Source organism: Streptosporangium sp. NPDC050284 (assembly GCF_044459525.1).
Classification (GTDB): domain Bacteria; phylum Actinomycetota; class Actinomycetes; order Streptosporangiales; family Streptosporangiaceae; genus Streptosporangium.
Map to the genome: position 1 here is coordinate 53870 of NZ_JBITIZ010000020.1, position 23408 is coordinate 77277.

At 70.6% G+C, this 23408-nt stretch carries 20 protein-coding genes; 10 read left to right on the forward strand and 10 right to left on the reverse strand.

Features of this window, described 5'->3' with window-relative positions:
• Window positions 1-32 precede the first annotated feature (32 nt).
• Genes ACIBH4_RS33985 through ACIBH4_RS34000 form a run of 4 tightly spaced genes read left to right on the forward strand, consistent with a single transcriptional unit; the run spans window position 33 to window position 5859 of the window.
• Entirely contained in the window at window positions 33-1016 is a 984-nt protein-coding gene (locus ACIBH4_RS33985; protein ID WP_362518818.1) for an ABC transporter permease, read from the forward strand.
• 7 nt (window positions 1017-1023) lie between these two features.
• Window positions 1024-1938, forward strand: coding sequence for an ABC transporter permease (locus tag ACIBH4_RS33990; RefSeq protein WP_362768992.1), 915 nt, complete (start codon window positions 1024-1026; stop codon window positions 1936-1938).
• Window positions 1935-4127, forward strand: a complete 2193-nt coding sequence (locus ACIBH4_RS33995) for a dipeptide ABC transporter ATP-binding protein (RefSeq protein WP_399173505.1) — start codon at window positions 1935-1937, stop codon at window positions 4125-4127. Before ACIBH4_RS33990 ends, ACIBH4_RS33995 begins: the two co-directional genes overlap by 4 nt.
• 28 nt (window positions 4128-4155) lie before the next feature.
• Window positions 4156-5859: an ABC transporter family substrate-binding protein gene (locus ACIBH4_RS34000; protein ID WP_362518823.1), complete on the forward strand. Its 1704-nt coding sequence runs from the start codon at window positions 4156-4158 to the stop codon at window positions 5857-5859.
• Window positions 5860-5977: 118 nt separating this feature from the next.
• Here the strand turns inward: ACIBH4_RS34000 and ACIBH4_RS34005 are convergent, their stop codons facing one another.
• From ACIBH4_RS34005 to ACIBH4_RS34035, 7 genes are all read right to left on the reverse strand, one after another.
• Entirely contained in the window at window positions 5978-7090 is a 1113-nt protein-coding gene (locus ACIBH4_RS34005) for an AAA family ATPase (protein WP_362518826.1), read from the reverse strand.
• Window positions 7087-7761: a nicotinamide riboside transporter PnuC gene (gene pnuC / locus ACIBH4_RS34010; RefSeq protein ID WP_362518829.1), complete on the reverse strand. Its 675-nt coding sequence runs from the start codon at window positions 7759-7761 to the stop codon at window positions 7087-7089. Before pnuC ends, ACIBH4_RS34005 begins: the two co-directional genes overlap by 4 nt.
• A 142-nt stretch (window positions 7762-7903) precedes the next feature.
• Window positions 7904-8899 (reverse strand): biotin-dependent carboxyltransferase family protein, encoded by a 996-nt coding sequence (locus ACIBH4_RS34015; protein ID WP_362518832.1) that lies wholly within the window; start codon window positions 8897-8899, stop codon window positions 7904-7906.
• On the reverse strand, window positions 8896-9522 hold the full coding sequence (locus ACIBH4_RS34020; RefSeq protein WP_362518836.1) for an allophanate hydrolase subunit 1: 627 nt from the start codon (window positions 9520-9522) through the stop codon (window positions 8896-8898). Before ACIBH4_RS34020 ends, ACIBH4_RS34015 begins: the two co-directional genes overlap by 4 nt.
• Window positions 9519-10274 carry a 5-oxoprolinase subunit PxpA gene (locus ACIBH4_RS34025; protein WP_362518839.1) on the reverse strand — a complete coding sequence of 252 codons (756 nt, stop codon included), beginning with the start codon at window positions 10272-10274 and terminating at the stop codon, window positions 9519-9521. Before ACIBH4_RS34025 ends, ACIBH4_RS34020 begins: the two co-directional genes overlap by 4 nt.
• Before the next feature lie 7 nt (window positions 10275-10281).
• Entirely contained in the window at window positions 10282-11793 is a 1512-nt protein-coding gene (locus ACIBH4_RS34030) for a hypothetical protein (protein ID WP_362518902.1), read from the reverse strand.
• A gap of 206 nt (window positions 11794-11999) precedes the next feature.
• Window positions 12000-12284 (reverse strand): hypothetical protein, encoded by a 285-nt coding sequence (locus ACIBH4_RS34035; RefSeq protein WP_362768995.1) that lies wholly within the window; start codon window positions 12282-12284, stop codon window positions 12000-12002.
• Between the two features lie 544 nt (window positions 12285-12828).
• On the opposite strand from ACIBH4_RS34035, the gene ACIBH4_RS34040 reads away from it, so the two are divergent.
• From ACIBH4_RS34040 to ACIBH4_RS34050, 3 genes are all read left to right on the forward strand, one after another.
• Window positions 12829-14922, forward strand: coding sequence for a SpoIIE family protein phosphatase (locus ACIBH4_RS34040; RefSeq protein WP_362518845.1), 2094 nt, complete (start codon window positions 12829-12831; stop codon window positions 14920-14922).
• 244 nt (window positions 14923-15166) lie between these two features.
• Window positions 15167-16825, forward strand: coding sequence for an RNA polymerase sigma factor (locus tag ACIBH4_RS34045; protein ID WP_362518848.1), 1659 nt, complete (start codon window positions 15167-15169; stop codon window positions 16823-16825).
• Window positions 16826-16980: 155 nt separating this feature from the next.
• Window positions 16981-17901, forward strand: coding sequence for a hypothetical protein (locus ACIBH4_RS34050; RefSeq protein ID WP_362518851.1), 921 nt, complete (start codon window positions 16981-16983; stop codon window positions 17899-17901).
• Between the two features lie 76 nt (window positions 17902-17977).
• Here the strand turns inward: ACIBH4_RS34050 and ACIBH4_RS34055 are convergent, their stop codons facing one another.
• Window positions 17978-18718 carry a peroxide stress protein YaaA gene (locus ACIBH4_RS34055; RefSeq protein WP_362518854.1) on the reverse strand — a complete coding sequence of 247 codons (741 nt, stop codon included), beginning with the start codon at window positions 18716-18718 and terminating at the stop codon, window positions 17978-17980.
• A gap of 46 nt (window positions 18719-18764) precedes the next feature.
• On the opposite strand from ACIBH4_RS34055, the gene ACIBH4_RS34060 reads away from it, so the two are divergent.
• Window positions 18765-19475: a GNAT family N-acetyltransferase gene (locus ACIBH4_RS34060; protein ID WP_362518859.1), complete on the forward strand. Its 711-nt coding sequence runs from the start codon at window positions 18765-18767 to the stop codon at window positions 19473-19475.
• A gap of 17 nt (window positions 19476-19492) precedes the next feature.
• Here the strand turns inward: ACIBH4_RS34060 and ACIBH4_RS34065 are convergent, their stop codons facing one another.
• The gene (locus ACIBH4_RS34065; RefSeq protein ID WP_350945954.1) at window positions 19493-19723 is read right to left on the reverse strand and encodes a hypothetical protein; all 231 of its coding nucleotides are present in this window, start codon (window positions 19721-19723) and stop codon (window positions 19493-19495) included.
• A gap of 240 nt (window positions 19724-19963) precedes the next feature.
• Here ACIBH4_RS34065 and ACIBH4_RS34070 point away from each other — a divergent pair, with 240 nt between their 5' ends.
• Complete coding sequence (locus tag ACIBH4_RS34070) at window positions 19964-22036, forward strand: DNA topoisomerase IV subunit B (RefSeq protein ID WP_362518867.1); 2073 nt, start codon at window positions 19964-19966, stop codon at window positions 22034-22036.
• Between the two features lie 270 nt (window positions 22037-22306).
• Here the strand turns inward: ACIBH4_RS34070 and ACIBH4_RS34075 are convergent, their stop codons facing one another.
• The gene (locus ACIBH4_RS34075; protein WP_362518870.1) at window positions 22307-22801 is read right to left on the reverse strand and encodes a carbonic anhydrase; all 495 of its coding nucleotides are present in this window, start codon (window positions 22799-22801) and stop codon (window positions 22307-22309) included.
• Window positions 22802-22968: 167 nt separating this feature from the next.
• Here ACIBH4_RS34075 and ACIBH4_RS34080 point away from each other — a divergent pair, with 167 nt between their 5' ends.
• Complete coding sequence (locus tag ACIBH4_RS34080) at window positions 22969-23286, forward strand: hypothetical protein (RefSeq protein WP_362518875.1); 318 nt, start codon at window positions 22969-22971, stop codon at window positions 23284-23286.
• Window positions 23287-23408: the final 122 nt, after the last annotated feature.

Consider the following 23408-nt stretch of genomic DNA (forward strand, 5'->3'; position numbering starts at 1 on the left):
ACCGACAGCGGCGGGGCTCCGGAGGAGGAAAGATGGCGGGATTCCTTACCCGCAGGCTGCTCAACTATCTGGTGCTGATCGTCGTGGCCACCAGCCTGGCCTACATGCTCGCCGCCTCCGCGCTCAACCCGCGATCCAACTACGAGGGCCGCAACCCCCCGCTCCCGTCGGCCGTCGTCGACGCGCACCTCACCGACCTCAACCTGAACGACCGCACCCCGCTGTTCGAGCGCTACCTGACCTGGGCGGGAGGTGTCGTGCGCGGAGACTTCGGCAAGACGGTGGGGGGAGGGTCGGTCAACGACGACCTCGGGCGCCGCGTCGGCGTCACCCTGCGCCTGATCACGATCGGACTCGTCCTCGGCAGCGTCGCCGGTGTGCTCATCGGAGCCTACGCAGCGGTCAGGCAGTACGGCCTCTTCGACCGATCGGCGACCGTCCTGTCCTTCGTCGTGCTCGCGATCCCCACGGTGGTGCTGGCCAACATGCTGATCATCGCCGCCATCCGGCTCAACGAGGCGGCCGGCACCCAGATCGTCCTCGTCAGCGGAGAGGCGACCCCCGGCCTCCAGGGAGGGCTCGCCGCCGCCGTGTTCGACAGGATCCGGCACCTGGTCCTGCCCACGCTGTCGCTCTCGCTCGGACTCGTCGCCGTCTACAGCCGTTACCAGCGCAACATGATGCTCGACGTGCTCGGCGCCGACTTCATCCGTACGGCCATGGCCAAGGGGCTGAGCCGCAGGGCCGCGCTGACCCGGCACGCGCTGCGCACCGCGCTCATCCCGGCGGTCACCTACTTCGCCTTCACCTTCGGGGCGCTGCTGGTCGGCACCACCTTCACCGAGAAGATCTTCGGCTGGCACGGCCTGGGGGAGCAACTGGTCGACTCGATCTCCACCAACGACGTCAACACCGTCGCGGCGATCAGCTGCTTCGCCGCACTGGCCGTGTTGCTGGCCGCGCTCGCCTCCGACATGCTCCACGCCGTCCTCGACCCGCGCGTCCGGGTGGGGTGAGCCCGAGATGGCCATCGCCGACGAGGAACTCGCCGAGCAGCAGTCGTCCGTCGACAGGATCAAGGCACCCTCGCGGCTGCGAGTGGTCGCGGGCCGCCTCCTGCGCTCGGGACGGGGCAGGGTCGGCCTAGCTCTGCTCGTGCTGATCTTCCTGCTCGCCTTCGCCGGGCCGTACCTCACCCGCTGGACGTACGTTTCGAAGGACTACACGGCCTTCCTCGCGCCTCCCTCCACCGATCACTGGTGGGGGACCCTGCAGACCGGCGCCGACGTGTACGCGGTCACGCTGCGCGGCCTGCGCAGGTCCCTGATCGTGGGCCTGCTCGCCGCGGTGGTCGGCACCGCGCTCGCGGCCGTGGTGGGCGCCTTCGCCGGATACTTCGGAGGCTGGACCGACCGGGCGCTGACCTGGCTGACCGACCTGCTGCTCGTGCTCCCGGCCTTCCTCGTCCTGGCGATCATGTCCCCGCTCTTCGCCGGGAGGCAGTGGCCGGTGTTCGTGCTGGTGCTGGCGCTCTTCCTCTGGATGGTCACCTCGAAGATCGTCCGGAGCATGACCATCTCCCTCAGGGAGCGGGAGTTCATCCACGCGGCCAGGTTCATGGGCGTGCCCTCGACGAGGATCATCTTCCGGCACGTGATCCCCAACATGTCCTCGCTGCTGGTCGTCGACGCCACGCTCAACGTCAGCGCCGCGATCCTCACCGAGACGTCCCTGTCCTACTTCGGTTTCGGCATCCAGCCGCCCGACGTCTCGCTGGGCAGCCTCATCGCCGACGGCGCGCGGACGGCCCTGTACGCCCCCTGGACGTTCTGGTTCTGCGCGGGTCTGCTGATCGTCACCGTGCTCGCGGTGAACCTGGTCGGCGACTCCCTGCGCGACGCCTTCGACCCCACGTCCCACAGGGCGGGTGACCGGTGACGGGCGAGCGATTCCCGGGCACGACGTCCAGGACCGGCGAGCGCAAGCCGGTGCCCGACCCGATCGCCCCCGTGCTCGAGGTGCGTGACCTCGACGTCACCTTCGGCTCGGGGCCGGGGGCGGTCCGCGCGGTCAGGGGCATGGGTTACGCGGTCCGTCCAGGAGAGGTGCTCGGTGTCGTGGGGGAGTCCGGCTCCGGCAAGTCGGTCACCTCGCTCGCCGTGATGGGCCTGCTCCCGGCGCACGCCCGCGTCACCGGCTCGGTCCGGCTGCTCGGGCAGGAGATCCTGGGCGCCCCGGAGAGGACGCTCACCGCGTTCCGCGGCAAGACCGTCTCGATGGTCTTCCAGGATCCGCTCTCCGCGCTCACCCCCGTGTACCGGGTCGGTGACCAGGTCGCCGAGGCGATCCGCGTCCACCAGCGGGTGGGCGCCGCCCAGGCGGCCAGGCGCGCGGTCGAGCTGCTCGACCTGGTCGGCATCCCCAACGCCGCGCAGCGGGCCAGGGCGTTCCCGCACGAGTTCTCCGGTGGCATGCGCCAGCGCGCGGTGATCGCGATGGCGATCGCGAACGGCCCCGACGTGATCCTCTGCGACGAGCCGACCACCGCGCTCGACGTGACCATCCAGGCGCAGGTGCTGGAGGTGCTGAAGACGGCGCAGCGCGAGACCGGCGCGGCGATCGTCCTCATCACCCACGATCTGGGGGTGGTGGCGGGGTTCGCCGACCGGGTCCTCGTCATGTACGCCGGGCGCTCCGTCGAGGTCGGCTCGGTGGACGAGGTCTACTACCGCAGCCGCATGCCGTACACCATGGGCCTGCTCGGCTCGGTCCCGCGTCTCGATCGCGGCCGGGGACGCCCGCTGGTGCCCATCAAGGGCAGCCCGCCGTCACCGGCGGCGCTGCCGCCGGGCTGCCCCTTCGAGCCGCGCTGTCCGATCGCCGTCCCGGTGTGCGCGAAGACCGAGCCGGAGCCGGAGCCCGTGGACTCGCCGGGCCACCTCGCGGCGTGCGTGCGCTCCGGCGAGATCGAGGCGGCGGGATGGTCGCCGGACCAGGTCTACGGCGTGCGCGGACCGGCCACGGGCGCCGCCACACGTGCCGCCGCCGGTCCCGTCCGGCGCCCCGTGAGCTCCACCGGCCTCGCCGCTCCCGGTGTCGAGGAGCCGCCGCGCCCGCGCGAGGAGCGCGCCGTGGTCCTGCGGGTCGAGGACCTGGTCAAGCACTACCCCCTGGTCACCGGGACGCTCCTGCGGCGGAGGGTCGGCACGGTCCGCGCGGTGGACGGCGTCGACTTCGACGTCCGCGAGGGCGAGACGCTCGGCCTGGTCGGCGAGTCGGGCTGCGGTAAGACGACCACCCTGATGGAGATCCTCGAACTGGCCGCACCACAGCGCGGCAGGATCACGGTGCTGGGCCACGACACCACGGGAATGAGCGCCCGCGACCGGATGGCCGTGCGGCGCGACATGCAGGTCGTCTTCCAGGATCCGCTCGCCTCGCTGGATCCGAGGATGACCGTCTACGACATTCTCGCCGAGCCGCTGCGCGCGCACGGCGAACGGGACCCGGGGCCGAGGATCGGCGAGTTGCTCGACCTCGTCGGCCTGGAACCCGGCCACGCCGCCCGCTACCCGCAGGACTTCTCCGGGGGCCAGCGTCAGCGCATCGGCATCGCACGTGCCCTCGCCCCGCAGCCCCGGCTGGTCGTGCTGGACGAGCCGGTCTCGGCGCTCGACGTGTCCATCCAGGCGGGGGTGCTCAACCTGCTGGAGGAGCTGAGGAATCGCCTGGGCCTGTCGTACCTCATCGTCGCGCACGATCTGGCCGTGGTCCGGCACATCGCCGACCGGGTCGCGGTCATGTATCTGGGGAAGATCGCCGAGATCGGCCGGGTCGGCGGTGTCTACGACACCCCGCTGCACCCCTACACGCGGGCCCTGCTGTCGGCGGTCCCGCTTCCCGACCCGGTGCTGGAACGCTCCAGGGAACGCGTCCTGCTGGAGGGGGACCTGCCGAGTCCCGCCGACCCTCCCTCCGGGTGCCGTTTCCGGACCCGCTGCCCCCTGTTCAAGACCCTCGGCGAGAGCGCCCGGCGACGCTGCGTGGACGAGGAGCCCTTGATACGGCAGGTCGGGGACGACCACGGCGTCTCATGCCACTTCGCCGAGAGGGCCGACGCCGGATGACCCCGCCGTATGCACCGGGAGGAACACCGTGATACCAATCCGGCGCGTGGGCGCGCTCGCCGCCGCGCTGGCCGTGACCCTGGCCGTCGCACCGGGTCTCGCCGGATGCGGAGGAGGGGGGAGGCCGGGCGGGCCGGTCTCCGCGATCAAGGCCTACGACGTCAACCCGGTGCCTCGCGAGCGGGTCGCGGACGGGGGCGTGCTCCGGTGGGGGATCAACGAGTATCCGTCCAACTGGAACCTCAACCACATCGACGGCAACCTGGCGACGGTCAAGAGGGTCATGGACGCCCTCATGCCCTCCCCCTTCCGCTCCGACGCCAAGGGGAAGATCTCCCCGAACACCGACTACCTGTCCGAGGGCAGGGTCACCGCGCACGAGCCGGAGCAGGTCGTCACACTGACCCTCAACCCGCGCGCCAGGTGGTCCGACGGCACCCCGATCACCTGGGAGGACTACCGCGCCCAGTGGCAGGCGCTGAACGGCCGCGACGCCGACTACCGGGTGGCGAGCACCACCGGTTACCGGAACATCGAGAAGGTCGACAGAGGCAGGGACGACCACCAGGTCGTGGTGACCTTCGCCAAACCCTTCGGCGACTGGCAGTCGCTGTTCGCGCCGCTGTACCCCCGGAGTACGAACGCCACCCCCGAGGCGTTCAACACCGCATGGCTGAACCGCGTCCCGGTGACCGCGGGCCCGTTCGAATTCGTCGCGTTCGACCCGACCGCCAAGACCGTCACGATCGCGCGAGACGAGCGCTGGTGGGGTGATCGGGCCAAGCTTGACCGGATCATCTACCGATCCCTGGAGAGCGACGCGCTGGTCGGGGCCTTCAGCAACGGCGAACTCGACACCTTCGACGTCGGCCCGTCCGCGCCCGACTACGCGCGGGCCAGGAGCACCCCGGACGCGATCGTGCGGCAGGCGGCAGGCCCCGACTTCCGGCACATCACGATGAACGGCGAGAGCGCCCTGCTGTCCGACCCGAAGGTCCGCAGGGCCGTCGCGATGGGCATCGACCGTCAGGTCATCGCCCAGTCGGACCTCCAGGGCCTCGACTGGCCGATCGTGCTGCTCAACAACCACTTCTTCATGAACACCCAGGAGGGGTACCAGGACAACGCCGGTGAGATCGGCACGTACGACCCGGGCAGGGCGGGGAGGGAGCTGGACGCCGCGGGCTGGAAACTGGAGGGCCGGACCCGCATGAAGGCGGGAAGGGAGCTGAACCTGCGTTTCGTCCTGCCGTCGGGCCTGCAGCTCACCAAATCCGAGGCCGAGCTCGTCCAGGACATGCTCGGCCGCATCGGGGTAGGGGTCACCCTCCAGTCGGTACCGACGGACGACTACTTCACCAGATACATAATTCCTGGCAATTACGACATCACCGCGTTCGCGTACGTGGGCACGCCCTTTCCCGTCTCCAGCTCCTACGGCCAGTACGCCGACGCCGTCAGGCTCCCCGACGGCACCAGGCAGTGGAACGCCAACCTCGGCCGCATCGGGTCCCGGCGGATCGACGCCGCCATGAACAAGGCGACCGCCGACCTCGACGACGCGAGGGCCATCGCCGACACCAACGCCGCGGACAAGCTCATCTGGCAGGCGGTCAACGTGGTGACGCTCTACCAGCGACCGCAGATCGTCGCGGTCAAGAGCGATCTCACCAACTTCGGCGCCCGAGGCTTCTATGACCTGAAATATCAGGACATCGGCTTCCTCCGTTGACGCTCGTTGCCCGCCGCCGAGATGAACGGGTCTCCGCTCTCCTCCCCTGACAAGGGGGATGCGGACGAACGCCTCCCGACGAGGTCGGGCTCATCGTCTGGCCGCCCCGGGGTGAGCCCTACAGCGGTTCCGCGAACTCCCAGCCCTGCTCCAGCAGGGCGTCCACCGCCCGTACGGCCCGTGCCAGCCTGACCTCGGGTGGCCCGGTGACGACCAGGTGGGGCAGCCCGTCCGCGACCAGCCTCTCGCGCAGGCGGGCGTCCATCCGGTGCCGGATCGCCTCCCCGTCGCGCCAGCCGTCCTGCTCGAAGGGCACATCCCGCACCGAGGTGTGGATCCACAGGTCGTGCCGGGCACGGCGATGCACAGCGGTGACCTCCTCGGAGGGCTCGCCGAGATAGCGCTCGTGCCACAGGGAGGTGGTGAAGGCGTCGGTGTCGCACACCAGCAGCGGCGATCCCGTCCTGGCAGCGGCGTTCTCCCACGCGAGCTGGCGCTCGGCGATCACGCCGAACTCCGCCGACTCCCACCCCAGGTCGTCCAGCCACGGTTCGGGCAGCCCGCCGAGCTTGGCGTGCCGCCGGGCCAGGGCGAGTTTCTCCTCGCAGTACGTCCTGCCGTACTCGGGCACCCAGCGCGTCGCCGCCCACGGTCCGCCGCGAGCCGCGTAGTGGGCGGCCAGGGATCTGGCCAGTGTGGTCGTGCCGCTGGACTCCGCGCCGACGACCACCACGCGTCGGGCCAGATGGCCGCGTACGGCGGGTGAGAGACGGTCCCAGCACGACACCGGGTCGTCTCTCACCATCCTCCCGCTGACCGGGAACCGTTCCCGGCCCGGGTCGACGCCGACATGGACGGCGCCGAACCGGCGGGCCAACTCGGGTCCGTACGCCTCGGAGGAGAACACTGCGTCGATCTCCGGTACGTGGCCGTACGCCTGGGAGAGGCCGTGCCGGAACACCTCGACGTGCGCCGACCAGATCTCCGGGTCGTCGTAGTCGATCCCGACGTCGTCGACCACGGGGGCGATCGTCACGTGGGCCTGCGGGTGCGCCTCGCGCAACCAGGCGGCGCGCAGCGCCGGCGGGATGCTCTCCACGGTCGACGCGGCGATCACGACGCTCACCCGGGCGCATCGCGAGGCGGCGGTGTCGATCAGGTGGTGGTGGCCCGCGTGCGGCGGATAGAACTTGCCGATCACCAGCCCGTGGGCGAAGGTCCCGCCGCTCATCGGCGCGCCCTCCCGCCCGGGACGCCCGCCCCCGGCGTGGCCGGGACGGAGCGGGACGCGAGCTCCGCGCTCCAGGCCCGCAGACCGGCGACGCACAGCGCCAGGAAGACCACGTACAGGACGGCTGTCAGATGGAGGCCCTTGTAGGCGTAGAGGGGTATGTAGACCACGTCGGCCGCGATCCACAACCACCACGACTCGACCAGCTTCCGGCTCTGCCCGTAGGTCGCCGTCAGGGACAGGGCGGTCGTCAGGGCGTCCCAGACCGGCACGGTCGAGTCGGTCCAGGTAGCGAGGGCGAAGGAGAGACCGGCGGTGGCCACGACCCCGAAACCCGCCAGCGCGGCCCACTCGGCGTGTCCTGTGCGACGGATCGCCAGCGGGGTCCGCCCTGCCCCGCCGTACAGCCATTGCCACCACCCGTACAGACCCAGCGCGACGTAGACGATCTGCAGCGCCGCGTCCGCGTAGAGCCCGACGGTCAGGAAGACCGCTCCGAGCAGGGTCACGTTGGCGATCCCGATCGGCCAGTTCCAGACGTTCCGGCGGACCACCAGCCAGACCGTGAGGACGCCGGTGGCGAATCCCAGAAGTTCCGCCCAGCTGGTCGGGGTCCCCGCGACGGTGAACGCCGGCCGCAGGAGGGGGGCCAGTATCTCGGCGAGCGACATGCGGTCTCCTCAATCGTCGCGATGACGATAATCGGTCGCCCCGGTCCGGTCACACGGGGCCCCGCACGAGGCCCGATCGCCTACGCTCCGGTGACACGTACGCTCGCCGCGGCCCGGTGACGGCCGGACCGCCGTGAGCGGGTCAGTCGCGGCGGAACCGTACCCGGTCGCCGGGGCGGAGCTGGGCGGCCCAGGCGAGGCTCGCCGAGTTCAGGACGGCGATGACCGGGTAGCCGCCGGTCGGCGGGTGGTCGGCGAGGAACACGATCGGCTGGCCGCTGGGCGGCACCTGGACGGCCCCCGCCACCATGCCCTCACTCGGCAGTTCCCCGCTCCTGGCCCTTTCCAGGTGGGCGCCGCGCATTCGCACGCCCACCCGGTTGGTGTCCTGGCTGACCTCGTACGGCCCCGCGCACAGGGTGGCGAGGGCTCCGGGGACGAACCAGTCGTCGCGAGGACCCGGCAGAACCCGCAGGACGCCCCTCCCGAGCTCCGGCGAGGGCACCGCGTCCACGGTGATCGGCGGCAGGTCTCCGGTCGGCCCCACGGGCAGGACCGTCCCGGCGCGCAGCGGGGGAGGCCCCAGCCCGGACAGAGAGTCGGCGGACCGGCTCCCCATCGTGATGGGAACGTCGACACCGCCCCGGACGGCGACGTAGGTGCGCAGACCGGCCATGGGCGTCCCCAGGCGCAGTTCGCCCCCGGCGGGAACCCAGAAGGGCGCGCACATCGCCTGCGGCACCGTCACTCGCCGGATCCCCCCTTCCGGAGAGGCTTCGCCGGCGGAGATCTCGCTCGTGAGCGTCCCACCGGGAGAGGATCGGCTCGTGGACGCCTGCGCCCCGCCCGGAGAGATCGGGCCCGTCCCGCCGGGGGCCGTCTCGCACGGTCGCAGGAGGTCCAGAGGGCAGGCGGCGCCGGTGACGGCGGTCCAGGCCCCGGTGGTGAAGCGAAGCCGGGCCCCGCCGAAGGTCAGCTCGATCCCCGCGGCGTCCCGCGGGTTGCCGACCAGGCGGTTGGCCAGTCGCAGGCTCGGCTCGTCGGCCGCACCCGAGCGGGGCACCCCGAGGTGGGCGTACCCCGGCCGGCCAAGGTCCTGCACGGTGGCGTACGGCCCGGGCGCGACCACCTCGATCATGGCTCGCCGACCGCGAGGAAGCGTACCCGCGTCCCCGGCGTGAGCAGGGCGGGCGGGTCGGCGGCCACGTCCCACACCGCGGTCGCCGAGCGGCCGAGCAGCCGCCAGCCACCGGGTGAGGCCGAGGGATAGACCGCCGAGTAGGGGCCGGCGACGGCCACCGCCCCGGCGGGCACCGAGGTCCGCGGGGTGTCCAGCCGGGGGACGTGCAAAGCCGGGTCCAGCCCCGTGAGGTAGGCGAAACCGGGGGCGAAGCCCAGCCAGCCCACCACCAGCTCCCGCCCGGTGTGCCGCTCGACCACCTCCCGCGGGGAGAGGCCGCTCAGCGCGGCGACCTCGTGGAGGTCGGCGCCGTCGTACACGACGGGGAGGGTCACCTGTTGCGGGTCCACGGCCACCGCGGCGTCCGCGGCGGACGCCGCGGCGAGCAGGCGGAGGAGTTCGTCCCGCAGACGCGCGGGATCGGCCCCCGGCGCGGTGACGAGGACCGTGACGGGGCCGGGCACGATCTCGACCACCCCGCGGGGCCGGTCGGCCCGCAGCAGCGCGTCCAGCCGATGGGAGATCTCCAGCGAGCCGGTCTCCACCAGCAGCGCGTGCTCCCCGGCCCGCCGGACGCTCACGCGAAGGACCTCAGCGTCACTCCCGCCTCCACCAAACCGTCGCGCACGGCACGGGCCATCAGCACGGCGCCGGGGGTGTCGCCGTGCACGCAGATCGAGCGCGCCTCGACGGGCACCCGCGAGCCGTCCACCGCCTCGACCACCCACTCGGTCGCCATCCGCACGGCCCGGTCCGCGACCATGCCCGGGTCGTGCAGCACCGCGCCGGGGGAGCGGCGGGAGACCAGCGCTCCCGTGCCGGTGTACGCGCGGTCGGCGAAGGCCTCGACGACGGTGGTGACCCCCTCCCCGGCGGCGATCTCGTGAACCACGGAGCCGGGCAGGGTGAGCAGGGGCAGGTCCCGGTCGTAGTCGGCGACCGCCGCCACGACGGCCCCGGCCTGTTCGGGATCGCGGCAGATCCGGTTGTACAGCGCGCCGTGCGGTTTGACGTAGGAGACCCGGCCGCCCATCGCCCTCGCGATGCCGTCCACCGCTCCCAGCTGGTAGAGCACCTCGGCGCAGAGCTCCTCGGGATCGACGTCCATCTCGCGGCGGCCGAACCCGGCCAGGTCCCGGTAGGAGACCTGGGCGCCGATCGTCACCCCGCGGTCGACCGCCGCCGCGCACGTTCGCCGGATGTTCAACGGGTCGCCCGCGTGAAACCCGCAGGCGATGTTGGCGCTGGTCACGACGTCGAGGAGGGCTTCGTCGTCGCCCAGCCTCCAGATTCCGAAGCTCTCGCCCAGATCGGCGTTGAGATCGATCACCATGGCTCACCTACACCGGAGGCTCGTCGGGAATATCCGCGATGTCATCGAGGGCGATGGCCAGCTCCTCGGGGTCGTCCCCGATGCGCTCGGCGATCTCGATCAGCACGTGCAGCACGTCGTGCCGGTCATGGCCCAGGTCGAGCAGCCGCTGCGCCGCCTCCCACAGCTGCGGAGGGTCGCCCTCCCATAGCCTGGCGGCGATCTCCTCGTGCCAGGCGAGGTGCTCGTCGTAGTCGCGCCGGTCGAGCTCCCCCGCGTGGTCGATGCCCAGCAGGATCCGCCGGTCGGTGTCATCGGCGGGGTTGAGCAGGCTGAGCTTGATCTCACCGTGCGTACCCTGCAGGAAGGGGAACGCGAACACCCGCCTGGCCAGCGCCGACAGGTCGCCGTCCGGCAGCAGCCGGTCGAGCAGGTCGCGGTCGAGCCCGAAGGTCGTCGGGTCGCGGTAGGACTCCGCGAACTTGCCCGTCGCCTCCCAGATCGCGTCGAGCGTGGCCCGCAGCCCTTCGTCGGGTAGTCCGGTCCTGCCGGCGGCGAACCGCGCCCACGCGCCCAGCACGTGCGGCACCGCCTCCTGCTCGGCGGTGCTGAGCATCACCTTGCGCGGCAGCCAGTCGAGGAGGAACGTCTCGCACTTGGTCGGGCTCACCCGGAGCGGGCGGCCGAAATCCTGGTCGCAGCCGTAGTCGATGATGTGGTCGGCGCACCGGGAGGCCGCCGAGGGGTCGGACAGGTGCTCGGCCGCGTCCGAGGAGAGGAACTCGGCCGCCAGCATCGCCCGGCGGTCACGGCTGTAGGGGGCCTCGCTGTGCAGCGGGGCCGGCCGCTTCCTGCCGGGTGGCAGCGCCTTGATCCGGGACCTGGCGAAGGCGTGGTAGGCGCTGTAGCTGTCGCTGACCGGCACGGTCGTCCTGCGCTGGCCGTACTCGGCGGTGGCCTTCATGGCCGATTCGAGCAGCGCCCTGGCCTGCTGAGGTTCGATCTCCCCGAACCTGAGCATCGGGTTGCCCTCGGCCTCGGCCCTGGCCTGTTCCAGCAGCTTGTCGACGTGCGAGGAGACCCAGGCGTCACGGGCGATGCCGCGCATGTTGTAGTCGACGATCACCACCAGCGCGTGCCGCTCCTCGACGCTGTCGACGCCCCGGTAGCCGAAGGTGCACACCACGGTGTCCTGGTCGCCGTACGCGTCGCGGGAGACGAAGCAGCCGGTCGTCTTGACCACGCCCAGCCGGTCGGCCCAGCGCGGCCTGGCCACGTCGCGCTCCATGAGCGCCAGCGCGGCGCCCTCGGCCTTGGCGGCCTGGCGGGCCGTGCCGAGGTAGGCGAGCGCGATCAGCAGGGTGAGCGCGGCGGGCGAGCCCGCCTTGGCCGCGTAGTCGACCAGGCCCTCACCGAGGACCTGCTCGGCGTCCCCTCGGCGCAGCCGGCGCCCCCACCAGGCTCCGATCATGTCGGAGACCATGAGCTCGGCGTCCAGCGGGCTGCGTACGGCCAGTAGCTCGCGAGCGGCGAGCAACATCTCGGAGAAGACCGCCTCGGGGGACTGGCTCTCCCTGAGGTCTCGACGATGTCGCCGGCTCAAGCAGCCTCCCCCGTCGGGCGCGTCAGCCCATCATGGGCGCCGCCGCCGCGTCGATTGGCCCGCTCGCTTCCCTCGCTCACGTCCCAACCTTCTCGCATTCCCGGGCCAAACGGTGCGTAGAAGACGGCCGGGTGCTCCCGATGTTACCGGGGACCGCGAGATGGCGGCGCGGAGTTGACAAGGGCGAGCAGATGCTCGCGGGCGACGCGCTCGACGATCTCGGCCGTCGGCTCGATGCCGAGATGCTCGGCGCAGGCGCGGACCTCGGCCACGCACCTGTCGACGGTGTCGAGGGCGATCGTCTGGAACTCGGCGGCCAGGTGAGAGGTCACCGGCTCGTGGAGAGCCGCCGAGGGCGCCGAGGGCGCCGAGGGCGCGGCGAGGGTCGTCACGGAAGGCCCGGCGAGGCGGGTGGCAAGAACGGGCATGGAAGTCGCATTCCTCCGGAGTTTCCCGGGGCATCCCCCGGATGTGTCGGCGAGGACGTGCGTTTTCATTTCACAACTTATCTCGGGACTGTCAACCCTTGGCGCCGTGATATGGGAAGCTGACACCGTGTCTTGACTGAATCCTGCAACAGCCGAGTAAGTGAGTGTTCCCGAACAGGGAGCCGAATTGACGGCGAGTCAGTAGCCTGATCTCGCCTGCAAGCCCTACGGAGATGAGGTGGGCAGTTGCCGGGACGGTCCGGCCCGATCCTGCTATGGTCCTGGCCGCAAACGTTCGGAGACGCGGTGCCAGCCGGTCGGCGCCCGTGCGGGAGCCCCCTCGCATCGGCGCGAGGGTTCCGGTCCTCGGAGCGGCGGCGTTCCCAGGGGGCGCTGACCGCATCCTGGGCGGGGCTTCCGTCCACACCTGCCCATCGCCGATGATGTACTCCAGGATCCGGTCCCCCGGAGCCGCGCTATGCCAATTCGCAAGTTTGGAGATGTGCCTCGTGGGAGACCCTGGCACGCGACGGAGGTGCCGACCATGAGCGCCGAAACCTCCGTGCCCCGTCCCCGGGAGTCGGGTGTGGACATCTCAGACTCCGGCCTGTTGCAGGGCCTGCTGTCGCAGTCGCCGTTCGCCTTCGCGTTCTTCGACCCCGACGGCCGTTTCGAGCGCGTCGACGAGGTCTTCGCCGACGTGGTCGGCCTGCCCGCCGAGCGCCTGGTCGGCCGCGTCCCCGGCGATCTGCTCTCCGCCGACCTGACCGCCCTGATCGAGGGCTCGGTCCGCGGCATCGTGGCGGGCGCCGAGGTCGAGGGCGACCAGCGGATCCGTGTGCGCACCGCCGACGGCGAGACCCATCACTGGTCCCTGACCTTCTCCCCGGTCCACGACGACAAGGGCACGCTCCAGGCGATCTGCCTGGTCGGCGTCGACATCACCGACAGCAGGCAGGTCGAGGAGGACCTCAGGCGCAGCGAGGAGCGCTACCGCTCGCTGGTCGAGGCCCAGTCCCAGCTCGTGTGGATCACCGCGCCCACCGGCGTCGTGGAGGAGGACGCGCCGCAGTGGCGGGCCATCACCGGCCAGGGGCTCGATGAATACCTCGCCCACGGCTGGCTGGAGGCCGTCCACCCCGACGACCGCCCGCACACCGAGGAGGCGTGGCGCGAGGCGCTGCGCGGCCGGACCATGTTCGAGTGGAGTTACCGGGTCCGCACCCGGGCCAGCGGTTACCGGCACTTCGAGGTGCGCGCCGTCCCGATCATCCGGCACAATCGGGTCGTCGAATGGGTGGGCGCCAACACCGACGTCACCCCGCAGCGCGAGGCCGAGGAGATGCGCGGCCGCCTGACCGACCAGCTCGGCGCCGCGGCTCTGCGGACCGCGCGCCTGCAGGGCGCCACGGCGATACTCGCCGAGGCGCTCACCGTCGAGCAGGTGGTCCAGGTGATCATCGACGTGGGTCGTACGGCCCTGGCGGCCGACCGCTCGGCCGTGGCGCTGCTCGATGTCGACCGGGCCGCGCTGAAGCTGGTCAACAGCGGCGGCATTCCCGACGTCCCCGGCGCGCCCGGCGAGGAGATCCCGCTTTCGCACTCCAGCGTGATGACCATGGCGGTCAACAGCCGGCGGCCGGTCTTCGCCGAGTCGCCGGAGAGCCTGAGGGCCCAGCTGGTCGACGCGGGTGGCGACAGCGAGGAGGTCACCGGGTTCATCGACCACAGCGACGAGCGGGCCTGGGTGGGCCTGCCGCTGCTGGCCGCGGGGCGGGCGCTCGGTGCGCTGAGGTTCTCCTTCACCCGCCCGCAGAAGATCTCCCAGGAGGACGGGGTCTTCCTGGAGGCGCTCGCGGGTCAGTGCGCCCTCGCCGTCGAGCGGGCCACCCTGTTCGAGCGAGAGCACCGCACGGCGGAGACGCTCCAGCGCAGCCTGCTGCCCGACCGCCTGCCGGTGGTCCGGGGCCTGGTCCTCGCCCAGCGGTTCCGCTCGGGAAGCCGCCACGTGCAGGTCGGCGGCGACTGGTACGACGCGTTCGTCCTCCAGGACGGCCGGGTCGCGGCGGTGGTCGGCGACGTCATGGGCAAGGGCGTCAAGGCCGCGGCGGGAATGGGGCGCATCCGCAACGCCATGCGAGCCCTGGCACTGACCAACCCGCCGCCCGCCGCGGTGCTCACCGGCCTCGACAGGGTCTTCGAGGCCACCGAGGAGGAGGAGCAGGTCACGACTCTCGCCTACATGGTCGTCGAGCCGGGCACCGGAGAGGGCACGCTCGCGCTCGCCGGTCACCCGCCTCCGCTGCTGGTCTCCCCGCAGGGCGTGCCGCTGCTGTGCGACGGTGAGCCGGGCACCCCGCTGGGCTGGCCCACGAGCCGCCGGCAGTTCAGATTCTGTGTCCCGCCGGGCCACACCGCTGTCCTGTATTCGGACGGTCTTGTGGAGAATCGCAAGCGTGGCCTCGATGCCGGGCTTGCCGATCTTTGTTCTGTTGTGAACGAAGCGCCGGCCGAAGTGGTGGGAAGCCCGCACATGTTGCTAGATTTTCTTGTCGATCGCATGCTGTCCGGATATGAGCAGGATGACGACGTCACGGTGCTCGCGATCCACGTTCCCCTCGCCACGAAGAGTGACTGAATGAAACAGTCATAACGGTTGCTTTCGGGTATCGGTGCCTCGCTTCCGTACGCACTACTCTCTTGGTCGGCCTAGGGTGGAGGGCAACCGCCAGGAGGCGGCCGTATGGATCACGGTGTCATGCCACAATGCTGGACAGGTGCGTCGCGGTTAGCGCGGCCTCGCTAATCACAACTAGAGGCAAAACTGCCCCTAGTTGGGCATCTGGGTCCATTCTCGTCACGCTTTCCTTCGAGAGGTGTTCGTGTCGCCTGCAAGTTCGACTCGCTCGAAGCCATCCGAGCTGAACGAGCCCGTCATTCAGCAGCTGATGGAGCGGGGGCGCTCGCAGGGGTTCCTCGAGTCCGAGGATGTCCGCAAGGCCGTCGAGGAAGCGGACATTCCGATGGCGCAGGTCGCTGGAATCCTGCGAAGCCTTAGCAAAGAGGGCATCACAGTACGGCTGACCGCCGAGGACTCCGCGGCTCCCAAGAAGCCCCGCACTCCCGCCAAACGCCGCACCGCCCCGGCCACGCCCGCCGCCGTCAAGAAGACCAAGACCGCGGCGGCGGCCAAGGAGCAGCCGGAGACCGTCACCGCGGTCGTCAGCGGCTCCGAGCCCGCCGCGGCCGCGGCCAAGAAGCCGGCGGCCCCGGTGAAGGCGGCTTCGGCCAAGACGGCTCCGGCCAAGAAGGTCGCCCCGGCCGCCAAGAAGCCGGTTCCCGCCCCGCCGCCGAAGAAGGCCGGTCCCGCAGCCGCGGTCCCGGCGTCCGCGCCGAAGCCGGTCACCGGTGACGACGACGAGGTCATCGACCTCGAGGACGTCGAGATCGAGGACTTCGACCTGGAGGCCGTGGCCGAGGTCGAGGTGGAAGTCGAGGTGGAAGCCGAGGCCGAGACCGAGACCGAGGAGGAGCCCAAGGTCGAGGTCGTCGAGGTGAACGAGGACGAGGTCCTCATCCTCACCGACGACGACGATGACGCCCCGGTGCCTCAGGTCGCCGCCGCCGGTGCCACCGCCGACCCGGTCAAGGACTACCTCAAGCAGATCGGTAAGGTCCCCCTGCTCAACGCCGAGCAGGAGGTCGAGCTCGCCAAGCGCATCGAGGCCGGTCTGTTCGCCGAGGAGCAGCTCGGCAGCGATGGCGAGAAGCTCCCGGTCGACGTCCGCGCCGAGCTGGAGTGGATCGCCGAGGACGGCCGCCGGGCCAAGAACCACCTGCTGGAGGCGAACCTCCGCCTCGTGGTCTCGCTGGCCAAGCGCTACACGGGACGCGGAATGCTCTTCCTGGACCTGATCCAGGAGGGCAACCTGGGTCTGATCCGCGCGGTCGAGAAGTTCGACTACACCAAGGGCTACAAGTTCTCCACCTACGCCACGTGGTGGATCCGGCAGGCGATCACCCGCGCCATGGCCGACCAGGCGCGGACCATCCGCATCCCGGTCCACATGGTCGAAGTGATCAACAAGCTGGCCCGTGTCCAGCGGCAGATGCTCCAGGACCTTGGGCGCGAGCCCACCCCGGAGGAGCTGGCCCGCGAGCTCGACATGACCCCCGAGAAGGTCGTCGAGGTCCAGAAGTACGGCCGAGAGCCGATCTCCCTGCACACCCCGCTGGGTGAGGAGGGAGACAGCGAGTTCGGTGACCTCATCGAGGACTCCGAGGCCATCGTTCCGGCGGACGCGGTCAGTTTCACGCTTCTGCAGGAGCAGCTCCACTCCGTTCTGGACACGCTGTCCGAGCGCGAGGCGGGCGTGGTCTCGATGCGCTTCGGTCTGACCGACGGCCAGCCGAAGACGCTGGACGAGATCGGCAAGGTCTACGGGGTGACGCGCGAGCGCATCCGGCAGATCGAGTCCAAGACGATGTCCAAGCTCCGCCACCCGTCCCGGTCCCAGGTCCTGCGCGACTACCTCGACTGAGACTTCCTGACAGGGGGGTCGCGCCATATGGTGCGGCCCCTCCTGTCGTTAACGAGGGTGTAACAGATCGGTAGCACGTCATGTGAAACAGCCTCCTAGGCTGCCGCCTCATGGGTGTGGCCGAAGTCGACAGAGTTCGCGCACGAGGACTGCGGTTGATCGTCGATCGTCCGTGGGCGGACGCGATGCTCGACGAGGCGGTCGCCGCGGTGCGCCGGAAGATCTTCGAAGCCGGCACGGTCGCGATCGGCGCGGCCCGCGGCGATCCGGAGAGCCGTGCGCTCAGGATCGAGGCGCTGGCCAAGGCGGCCGTCGGTCACAGCCGTGCCATAGAGGCGTTGGCGGCCCGTGACCGGGCCAACCCCGACCTCTGGCTCTGGCTCGGGCGCACCCGCATCGAGGAAGCCTGGACGATCAAGCCGGATGTCAAGGCGCGGGCCGTGCAGGCGCAGCGCACGCAGGCGTTCCAGGGAGCGATGGAGTCGGCCAGGATGCCGCTTTTCGCCGCGGTCTCGCTCGCGCCGTCCGATCCCGTGCCCTGGGAATCGATCATGTGGCTCTATCTCGGCCTCGACCGGCCGCGTCAGGAGAAGGACGCGGTCTGGTACGAGGCCGTTCGGCGTTATCCGACGCTGTTCCCGGCCCACGTGGCCCGGCTCATGACGTTGTCCCCCGCCTGGGGCGGCAGTGCCCAGGAGATGCTGGAGTTCGCCAGGCAGGCCGTCTCGCGGGCACCCGATGGGGATCCGATGGCGTCCCTGGTGCCGCTGGCCCACTTCGAGCAGGTGGCCGCAGGGCGGTCGCCGATGTCGCGCGGCGGCTGGTTCTCCGATGGGGCGCTGCGGGAGGTCGTCTCGCATTCGGGCCGCTGGCTGGGAAACGACAGCCACCCCCGATCAATCGAGGCGCACAACCTGTTCGGGGCCGCCTTCTATCTGGCAGACCTTCGGCGGCCCGCGCGCGGGCACCTGATGCGGACGAAAGGCAGGGGGAGCACACTGCCCTGGTCCTACCTCGGAGATCCCGCCCAGCAGTTTCAGCGGGCCTGCGGGCGGCTGCACCTCGTCGCGGCGTGAACCCGGGGCCCCTCCCGCGCGGGGCTCCCGCCCGCCACGCCCCCGTCACGGCCCGGGGAGAGGAGCCCACGGCGCGTCACGTCACGATGTCGAGTGTCCACGAACGGTTCCCCGTGGGCGGGGCGTGGAGGACGACGGAGTGGCCGAGGTGATCCAGAACCTTGACGAGCTCCTCGGGGCTCTCCGGATCGGCTCCGCTTTCCAGCAGGGAGCGGGCGATCAGGCCGCGGGTGGCCTTGGCCATGTGGCTGACCACCTTCCCGTCCCTGAGCACCCGTACCGCCACCGCCCGGCCGCCGGGCCGCCACGCGGCCGCGTACGTGCTGGAGCGCAGGTCCACGACGAGGCCGGGTTCGGCGTCGAGCAGGGGGGTGACCGGCCGGCGCCAGAAGGCGCTCAGGCCGCCGAGCGGCGGCAGCCGCACCCCCATCGACAGCCGGTAGGGGGGCACGCGGTCGCCGACCCGCAGCAGGCCCCAGAGGCCGGAGAAGATCAGCAGGCTCTCCGAGGCCCGTGTCGCCGCCTGAGGGGAGAGCGAGGCCAGGCCGAGGTTGTCGTAGAGGACGCCGGTGTACAGGTCGGCCGCGGCCAGAGTCGGCGCGGTCCGCAGAAGCAGGTTTCCGCCGACCTCACCGGCCTGTCCCGGCGACAGGCCGAGCACGTCCCGCGCGGCCGGTCCCCGGCACAGCGCGATGAGCGCTTCCAGGACGAGCTCCCTGTGCGGGCCGAGGGCGGGAAAACTCAACCGGGACAGGTCGAGGGCGGGGCCGTCGCCCCGCGCGGCCTTTCCCTCGGATGGAGGCAGCAGAATCAGCACAGTCGCCGAGCGTAGTGGGGCGATCGGGGAGTTAGGATCCTTCAGCATGATCGATGACGCCTTTGACCGGCTGGTCGACCAGGCATGGCCGGCGCTCCAACGGGTGGAGGCCGGGTGCTGGACGCTGCGCGCCGCGAACGGGGTGACCAAGCGGGCCAACTCCGTGCTGCCGCTGGGCGAGCCCGAGGACCTGGAGGCCGCCATCGAGGGGGCCGAGAAGTTCTATGCCGACCGAGGGCTGCCCTGCGTCTTCTCCGTGGGAGGCGGGGCCACGCCGGGTCTGGACGCGTCGCTGGAGGCGCGCGGCTACGGGGTGGTGGACCCCACGTTGGTGATGACGGCGCGCCTCGGGCCCGAGGGAGGGTCCGAAGAGGAGGTCGAGCTCGCTGAGGCGCCCTCACAGGCGTGGTTGGACGCCTGGTGGAGCGTGGACGGGAGGTTCGGTGGCGACGGTCTGCCGACGGTCGCGCGAATCCTCACCGGCGTGCCCGCCGTATACGCCTCGCTCGGCCGGGAGGCCGTCGGGCGGGGCGTGGTCCAGGGGGAGTGGTTTGGGATCTACTCCATGGCTGTGATGCCGCACGCGCGGCGCAGGGGCCATGGACGGAAGGTGTTGCGTGCCCTGCTCTCGCATGCGCGGGCGCAGGGCACACAGCGGGCATATTTAGTCGTCGTGGAGTCGAACACCGCTGCCAGGACGCTCTACGAGCGGCAGGGCTTCACGGTGGCGGGCCGATATCACTATCGGGTCCGATGATGGCTCCATTCGTCTGGTTATCGTTCGTCGTTGCCTGCCGTTGCCGGGGTGTCGCTGAGACGAGCGGACTCGTCCTGGATGATGGCGCCCTTGTCTCTCAGCACGGCCACATGCTGACGCCCGTGGTGGGCGCAGAACAGCAGCTCCCCGCCCACGGGCAGGGTTGCGCGGATGTAAGCCTGGGCGCCGCACCGGTCACAGCGGTCAGCAGCTGTGAGCTGCTTGGCGGGGGCGAGGGTTCCAGTCACGTATCGCCTTTCAGGTCATCCCCTGAGGTGGAGGATCTGGCGTCAGTCACTTGAGAGAACATCTAACCCGATACGAACGTTCCCAACCGACCCCCTGCTACGCCCAGAGCGGAAAGCGTCCGAAAGTAACCATGATCACACCGGATGTAACGCACGAACCCACCGGATGGCAAGCTTGTACCCGTCGTGGTGGGAAGAACGGTAAGCTGCGCACACGTGTTCGACAGAGTGGGAGTGGGCGTGACCGCAGTTAGCGCGGAGACGGGCTATACGGCCCGCCACCTGTCGGTGCTGGAGGGTCTCGAAGCCGTCCGTAAGCGTCCAGGCATGTATATCGGGTCGACCGACAGCCGCGGTCTCATGCACTGCCTCTGGGAGATCGTGGACAACGGGGTCGACGAGGCCCTGGCCGGTTACTGCAGCCGCATCGAGGTCGAGCTTCACCCCGACGGCTCCATCGAGGTCCGCGACAACGGCCGGGGCATCCCGGTCGACATCGAGCCCAAGAGCGGCCTGGCCGGCGTGGAACTCGTCTACACCAAGCTCCACGCGGGCGGGAAGTTCGGCGGGGGCTCCTACGGCGCCTCGGGCGGCCTGCACGGCGTCGGCGCCTCCGTCGTCAACGCCCTGTCCTCGCGGCTGGACGTGGAGGTCGACCGCGAGGGCCGGATCCACGAGATCAGCTTCCGCAGGGGCGTTCCGGGCGTCTTCGACGGCGACGGCCCCAAGGCCAAGTTCAAGAAGAAGTCCGGGCTGCGCGACGGCGGCAGCGTGGCGAAGAAGGTCACCGGCACCCGCGTGCGCTTCTGGGTCGACCACCAGATCTTCCTCCCCGAGGCCGAGGTCTCCCTCGACGAGATCCACGTCCGCCTCCGCCAGACCGCGTTCCTGGTCCCCGGCCTGACCCTGGCCGTGCGCGACAGCCGCGGAGAGGAGGTCGTCGAGGAGGAGTTCCACTTCGACGGCGGCATCTCGGAGTTCACCGAGTTCCTCGCCCGTGACGAGGCCGTCTGCGACGTGCTGCGCCTGCAGGGCACCGGTCACTTCCGCGAGACCGTCCCGGTCCTCGACGACCTGGGGCACATGACCCCGACCGAGGTCCAGCGGGAGCTCACCGTCGACGTGGCGGTGCGCTGGGGCAAGGGCTACGACAGCACCGTCCGTTCCTTCGTCAACGTGATCGCCACCCCCAAGGGCGGCACCCACGTCAACGGCTTCGAGCGCGCCCTCGTCCGCACCCTGAACGAGCAGTTGCGCGAGACCCGCCTGCTCAAGAACGGCGACGCCCCCGTGACCCGCGAGGACATCATGGAAGGGCTCACCGCCGTGGTGACCGTCCGGGTGCCCGAGCCGCAGTTCGAGGGGCAGACCAAGGAGGTCCTGGGCACCTCGGCGGCCTCCAGGATCGTCGCCCACGTCGTCTCACGAGACCTCAAGGAGCTGCTCGCCAACCCGCCGCGCAACGCCAAGGCGCAGCTCCGCGCGGTCCTGGAGAAGATCGTCGCGGCGGCCAAGGCCCGCATCGCCGCTCGGGAGCACCGCGACAACCAGCGCCGCAAGACCGCCCTGGAGAACTCGGCGCTCCCCGCCAAGCTGGTCGACTGCCGCAGTGACGAGGTCGACCGCAGCGAGCTGTTCATCGTCGAGGGCGACTCGGCGCTGGGCACCGCCCGCGCGGCCAGAAACTCGGAGTTCCAGGCGCTGCTGCCGATCCGGGGCAAGATCTTGAACGTGCAGAAGGCGTCCGTCGCCGACATGCTCAAGAACGCCGAGTGCGCCGCGATCATCCAGGTCATCGGCGCGGGTTCCGGCCGATCCTTCGACATCGAGGCCGCCCGCTACGGCAAGGTCATCCTGATGGCCGACGCCGACGTCGACGGGGCGCACATCCGCTGCCTCCTGCTGACGCTGTTCCACCGCTACATGAAGCCGATGGTCGAGGCCGGGCGCGTCTTCGCCGCCGTGCCGCCGTTGCATCGCATCGAGGTCATCAACCCCACGCGCGGTCACGGCAAGTACGTCTACTGCTACTCCGACGCCGAATTGCACCGAGTGCTGCGCGACCTGGAGCGCCGGGGCAAGCGCTGGAAGGACCCGGTCCAGCGCTACAAGGGCCTGGGTGAGATGGACGCCGACCAGCTGGCCGAGACGACGATGGAGCCCCGCCACCGCACCCTGCGCCGGGTCCGCATCGAGGACATCGAGGAGGCCGAGCGCATCTTCGCGCTCCTGATGGGCAGCGACGTGGCCCCGCGCCGGGAGTTCATCGTGAGCAGCGCGGCCGAGATCGACCGCGACCACATCGACGCGTGATCATCGCTGAGAGGTGATTCCCGGTGGGAATGTCCGGGCGGGGGCCCGGATCCACACCGGTCGGGTGATCGGCTCCCCCGTCGGCGGGACGCGTCGGCGGGAGGCCGATCGTGCCCCGGGTCTTCGAGCGCCGGCGGACGGGGCGGAATCGCGAAACCGACATCAGGCCCCGGCCGGTTCCCGCGCCGGCGCCTGATGTCGACGCGTCGATCCGGGCCGGCGACGGCTTCCCGCGCCGGAGGGCGGATCAGGAGGGCCTGATCCCGACCCTCAGATGTCGACCGGCATCAGCTTGCCGGTGCGCACGTCGTAGACGGCCCCGCCGACCGGCATCCCCGCGGGCAGGAACGGGGTCGTCCTGATCCGTACGAGATCATGGCGGAGTGCCGCGTCCTGGTCTGGGACGGTGTGGAAGTCCAGGCTGCGGGTGTCGACGCCGCGCCGGGCGGTGATCGCGTGTACCTCGTCATCGGTGACCTTGGCCATGCCGCAGTCGGTGTGCGGCATGACCAGCACCCGCTCCACCCCCAGCAGGTTGACCGCCAGGATGAGCGTGCGCAGGACGTCGTCGGTCACCCTCGCCCCGGCGTTGCGGAGGATCTTGGCGTCCCCCGGCTTCAGGCCGAAGAGCCCCAGCGGATCGATCCGCGAGTCCATGCAGGTGACCACGGCGAGACCGCGGGCGGCCCTACCGGTCAGCTCGGTGTCGGTGAACGTGGCGGAGAACTCCTCGTTGGCGGTCAGCAGGTCGTCAAAAGCACTCACGTACGCATCCCTCGGTCGGCGCAATCAACGGACTAATGATGCTTCATGCCCGTTTCCTGAGCGTTGCCGGGGCCGCACCGGGTGAGGACTTCACCAAGATCCCACCACTGTCGCTCACGCTGGGTCATGATGTCGTCACCCGAAGTCCGGATGTGTGGGGAGGGTGAATGAGCAGGATCGAATCCCTGGCCGACTATCTTCGTGACCAGGGCAGGCGAAAGCTGGACCGGGTCGAGGTGAGGGACGGGGGGCGCAACGCGCGCTCGGCGCTGTCCCTGCTCGACGCGGCGGTTTACACCCGATCACTGAGGGACGAGGACCCGTTCGTGGCCGTCCTCGTGGAGGCGGGGTGTTTCGGCCCGGAGGGGACCGGTGAGTTCGAGCCGACGGATCGGGTGGCCAAGGTCGTCCGCTTCTGGGAGTCGGGTGAACCCTGGCAGTTGCTGATGGCGATCCGGTTCGCGCTTCAGGGGGCGCTCATCTGAGGTGCCGGGTTTCGGTCCGCCCGGGGAGGAAAGACGGACCGGGCCCGAGGCGGGGGGGGGGGCGGGGCGGGGGGCGCCCCCCCCCCCCCCCCGCGGGGCCGCCGCCCCCCCCCCCCAGGCCG